Origin of the sequence: Paracoccus onchidii (genome assembly GCF_028294535.1) — a bacterium.
GTDB lineage: Bacteria > Pseudomonadota > Alphaproteobacteria > Rhodobacterales > Rhodobacteraceae > Paracoccus > Paracoccus onchidii.
Genome location: NZ_JAQBIE010000058.1, coordinates 1 through 3,621, shown reverse-complemented (window position 1 = coordinate 3,621; position 3,621 = coordinate 1). Strand labels below are relative to the sequence as shown.

Here is a 3,621-nt window from a genome sequence, read left to right as displayed (position 1 = left end):
CGAGATGTTCTACAATCCGAAGCGCAAGCATGCGAGAAACGGGATGCTGTCGCCCGTAGAGTTCGAACGGCAGCGGAAACCGAGACCCGAAGGCGTCTAGGAAACGCGGGGCTATTCAATTCCGATCAACTGTGATTCCGCGCGGCGTTGCCGGTCATGTTGCTCACGGCGTTCATTTCTCAGGCGCGTGCGTTCATCCTCGTTTTCCGACAACAGGCTCGAAAGGCTTTCGATGGCAGCTTCGACACGTGCCGTGCTGTCGCTTTCCTCTGCTTCTGTGCCGCTTCCTTCCAACCGGCTTTCAATCGGCGTCAATAGATCATCGATCAAGCTGAGTTTTGCATTGATTTCCGCCCGCATTATCTCCCGACGCTCTTGGGCGATGATCGCACTATCGTCGGTGCCGGTCAGGACGTAGGAAAACATGCGCTTGCTGGCCGTCTGGCCAAACCCGTCCCCGGTAATCGGAGACTGCTCGCTGATAATCCTGCCCTCGTCAAACATGAAAATGGGTAAAAGCGTGCGGATCGAAAGACGCTGCGTCTCGCCTTCATTGTTGTTCCGAAGACGAACATTCTCTGGCAGGCCAAAGAACGGGAAGACACGCGAGGTTATATCGGGTGCTTTTGATGTGCCTTGCCTCCTCCATGCCAAGATTTCACCATTCGGACCTGCATCTGCCGCTTCGCTCCCGACTTCATTTGTCGCGTCATGGTTTCGCCCTGCTAATACATCCTTGATCGGGATATCATAAGCTCGGACGTCGCCGCCAGTAAGGTGCCGCTCAAGAGTGAGTACCTGTTGCTCGGAGCTTGTAAGTTCGAGCCAGACGAGTTCGTAGCCGGCAGCTTCTTCGATGACCTTAGTCATCTCTTGCGCGCCAAAAACATAATCGACGCATCTGAGAAGATAGCTCTTGCCAGTATCAGAGTCGCCAGACACGACGTTCGGACCCGGTTTGAACCTGATCGAGGCGTCGATCTTGCCCTTTCCTGTTAGCCTTATCTCGGAAATGTGCGCCATCAGAGCTCCAAATCACGCAGCGCGGATATGCGGTCAAATTCCGCGCCCCACTGCCCGACTTTTTCTGTCATGAACGCTTGGAGATCTTGATCACTTGCGGCACCAAATTCCTCGGCCAGCCAGTGTGCACGCTCTCGCAACGACGCGGCATAGTGGGTGTGAAGAAGTGCGACGAAGGCCGTAGTCAACTCGGAACCAGCAAACATGATCCCGTCAGGGGTCAGAATCTTGGTCACGAGGTCGCGTGCGAAAACCAAGCCCAAGCCCGCACGAACCAAATCGCGCTTTACAATCCACTCCGAACCTCGGAACGGAACAGGCGGATGGAGACTGGGTGGCCCGCCGGCTATGTCGCCTGAGTGCACAAGCAGGTAGTCATAGCTGATCAGACGCTGCAGGTCAGCGGAATTCGGGCGGCACGCATCAAGCGCAAATAAAAGGCGGAACCCGCATTCCAGTGGCGTATTAAACAGTCGGTGCCCATCGATTGGGGGCGGTGTTTGCTTGACTTGCTCAGGCATCGTCACACCAAGTTACATCGCCGTTATTTGCCAGATGATGGCAAAAGCCTTCCCGGTCAGGTGAGGTGATATGGTCTTTGAGAACGCTGCTTGAGACCTGCTGAGCTTGAGCGGCCTTTACGGTTTCGCTCAGTCGAATATACCCAGATGCCGCAGGCGCGCTGTAGGTATAATATAATCCATGACGAAACTCCCCTAAGAGGTCGTCGAAATAGCGGGCGTCGGCCATTTGATCGCGCGCAAGCTCTTTTAAACCTTCAGCACTATAGAAGGTCATACGCGACCGTTCAAAAAGGTTCTTTGCCGTGCCATTGGTGGCGAAATCACCCTCGCCGGATATAGCGGTTCCAGTCATCTCGCCAATGACCTTGAAAAGTTCCGCTAGATAACCTTGTTCTGCCTCGGCGACATGCGACGGCGGTACTGCGGGCGGAGGACGCTCAACGAGGGGCGCGCCGAAAACGACAAGATGATAACGTGTTTGGGCGTGTTCGTTGATCAGGTCGAGAGGTTGCTTGACCCGGATAAATCCAAAGTCGACGTGGGCTACGTAGTCTGCAAATTCGCCCTCCAAGGGGACAGCATTCTTCGATGTTACGGCATTCGCGCAATGGGTATCCCAATTTTCGGTAACGTACGCGCGAAGAAGTTCAGGATTATCGATGAGGTCCTGGAATTCGCCCGTGACTCCCCTGTGCGTCACGAACCAGTACTCTGACGGAAGAGTATAATCCCCCCTGAATGAGTAAAACAGCACTTTTGCGATTTCGCCGATGCCTTTGCCCGCGCCCAGTGCTGCCGCATACCTCTTGCACTGATAGAGATGCCAGTGCCTCGAAGCGGACCCCGGTTCGCCAAACCAAACAACTATGTCACGCCCTTTGTCCCCCGCCCCGCCGCGTTGCTGGATGTCATTTACGCCGTGCAGCCTGTTTCGAAGATAGCCATCAGCCCATTCGAGCGCGAAGCGTTCAAATTCGTCTGCGCTGAAATTCGCCAATCGATCCAGAGGGTTCACAGGCAGCCCTGCGCCAAGCCCGAGGAGCCGAGCATTCGCAGATGGCCATTTTGTAGGGCCGTCCAGAGCAACGAGAGGGGACAGCGCGTCGGTCATTTCGGCCCCCAACCCATCAATGACTAATCCCTCGTGTGACGCACCAGATTTTGGCCAGCTGTTCTGTGCGGCCTGAAACAACCCACAACTACTTTCGTTTGATACGCTCTTCAACCACCTGATCTCTGCCCAACCCGCAACCCCGCGCCTGCTGCCTCAGCACATGGTAATCCGCCATCATCCCTGCAACGGCGGAATCCCGCGGCAACGCCTCGATCTCCTCTGCCGCTCTTTCCTGCAACACCGCCGGATACTCGACCACCGGCGGGCAGGCGCCATGATCAGAACCGACCGTCCCGCAGGCGCTCAGCGAGGTCATCGCGATCACGGGGCCGAGCCCCCAAGCGACATAGCTGGAATCTACGCTGTCCGGAAGCGCGAGCGCCTTAAGATCCTGGTTGAGTGCCGTTTCGACAGCAGTGACCGCAATCGGAAGACTGTGCGCTAACCGGGCCGCGTCATCTATGACTGGCACCATTACCTCGCCGTGGTCCAGCGGAAGCCGGGCGCGCTGCGCAATGGCGCTCCGTTTGTCGAGATGCCGGAGGCATTCCGCCAGTTGCAGGATAAATTGCTGCGCAAGCCCGGCGGCGATCGAGAGATGGTGGAAATCTTGTCCCTGTTGCTCCATCACGACGAGCAAGTCGTGCTGTGCGCGGTGGACATGGCACTGCAGGCAGGCGTGCCGACAAAGACCCACGTGTTGAACCTGCTCCATAGGCTGGTGGATGGCACGCCGGCTGACCAGCCCGACGTGACGCCGCCTTCGAGCCTCGTCCTGACGAAGGAGCCTGAGGCTAATGTCGCACGCTACGATGGGCTGCGCACATCCGGAGGCAAACGCCATGCGTCATGATCCCGCCGGCGCTGCCATCGTCATCATGCTCCGCAGTCTGAAGATGCCAGGCATGGCGCAGGCCGTGCATGACCTCATGGAACAAGGTGCGCCTGCGTTCGAGGTGG

General features: G+C 57.1%; 3 protein-coding genes and 2 pseudogenes. 2 read left to right on the top strand and 3 right to left on the bottom strand.

The annotated features are described in order from the left end of the window. Positions 1 to 111: 111 nt before the first annotated feature. From PAF17_RS19950 to PAF17_RS19940, 3 genes are read right to left on the bottom strand one after another with little or no spacing between them, the layout of a single operon-like run. Positions 112 to 1,023, bottom strand: coding sequence for a hypothetical protein (locus PAF17_RS19950; RefSeq protein ID WP_271890806.1), 912 nt, complete (start codon positions 1,021 to 1,023; stop codon positions 112 to 114). Then, entirely contained in the window at positions 1,023 to 1,544 is a 522-nt protein-coding gene (locus tag PAF17_RS19945; RefSeq protein WP_271890805.1) for an ABC-three component system middle component 2, read from the bottom strand. The genes PAF17_RS19950 and PAF17_RS19945 overlap by 1 nt, the downstream gene beginning before the upstream one ends. After that, a complete protein-coding gene (locus PAF17_RS19940) occupies positions 1,537 to 2,658 on the bottom strand; it encodes an ABC-three component system protein (protein ID WP_271890804.1) in 1,122 nt (373 codons plus the stop codon). The genes PAF17_RS19945 and PAF17_RS19940 overlap by 8 nt, the downstream gene beginning before the upstream one ends. 448 nt (positions 2,659 to 3,106) lie before the next feature. Between PAF17_RS19940 and PAF17_RS19935 the strand changes: the two are divergent. Both PAF17_RS19935 and PAF17_RS19930 read left to right on the top strand, forming a co-directional pair. Then, positions 3,107 to 3,514, top strand: a pseudogene (locus PAF17_RS19935) (IS21 family transposase); the annotation flags it as partial. Beyond that, positions 3,504 to 3,621 (top strand): annotated as a pseudogene (locus PAF17_RS19930) (ATP-binding protein); the annotation flags it as partial. The pseudogenes PAF17_RS19935 and PAF17_RS19930, both read left to right, overlap by 11 nt.

Excerpts from the sequence above, each read along its gene's own strand:
- PAF17_RS19950 (WP_271890806.1), bottom strand. The coding sequence starts at position 1,023 with ATGGCGCACATTTCCGAGATAAGGCTAACAGGAAAGGGCAAGATCGAC.
- PAF17_RS19940 (WP_271890804.1), bottom strand. The coding sequence starts at position 2,658 with ATGACCGACGCGCTGTCCCCTCTCGTTGCTCTGGACGGCCCTACAAAA.
- PAF17_RS19945 (WP_271890805.1), bottom strand. The coding sequence starts at position 1,544 with ATGCCTGAGCAAGTCAAGCAAACACCGCCCCCAATCGATGGGCACCGA.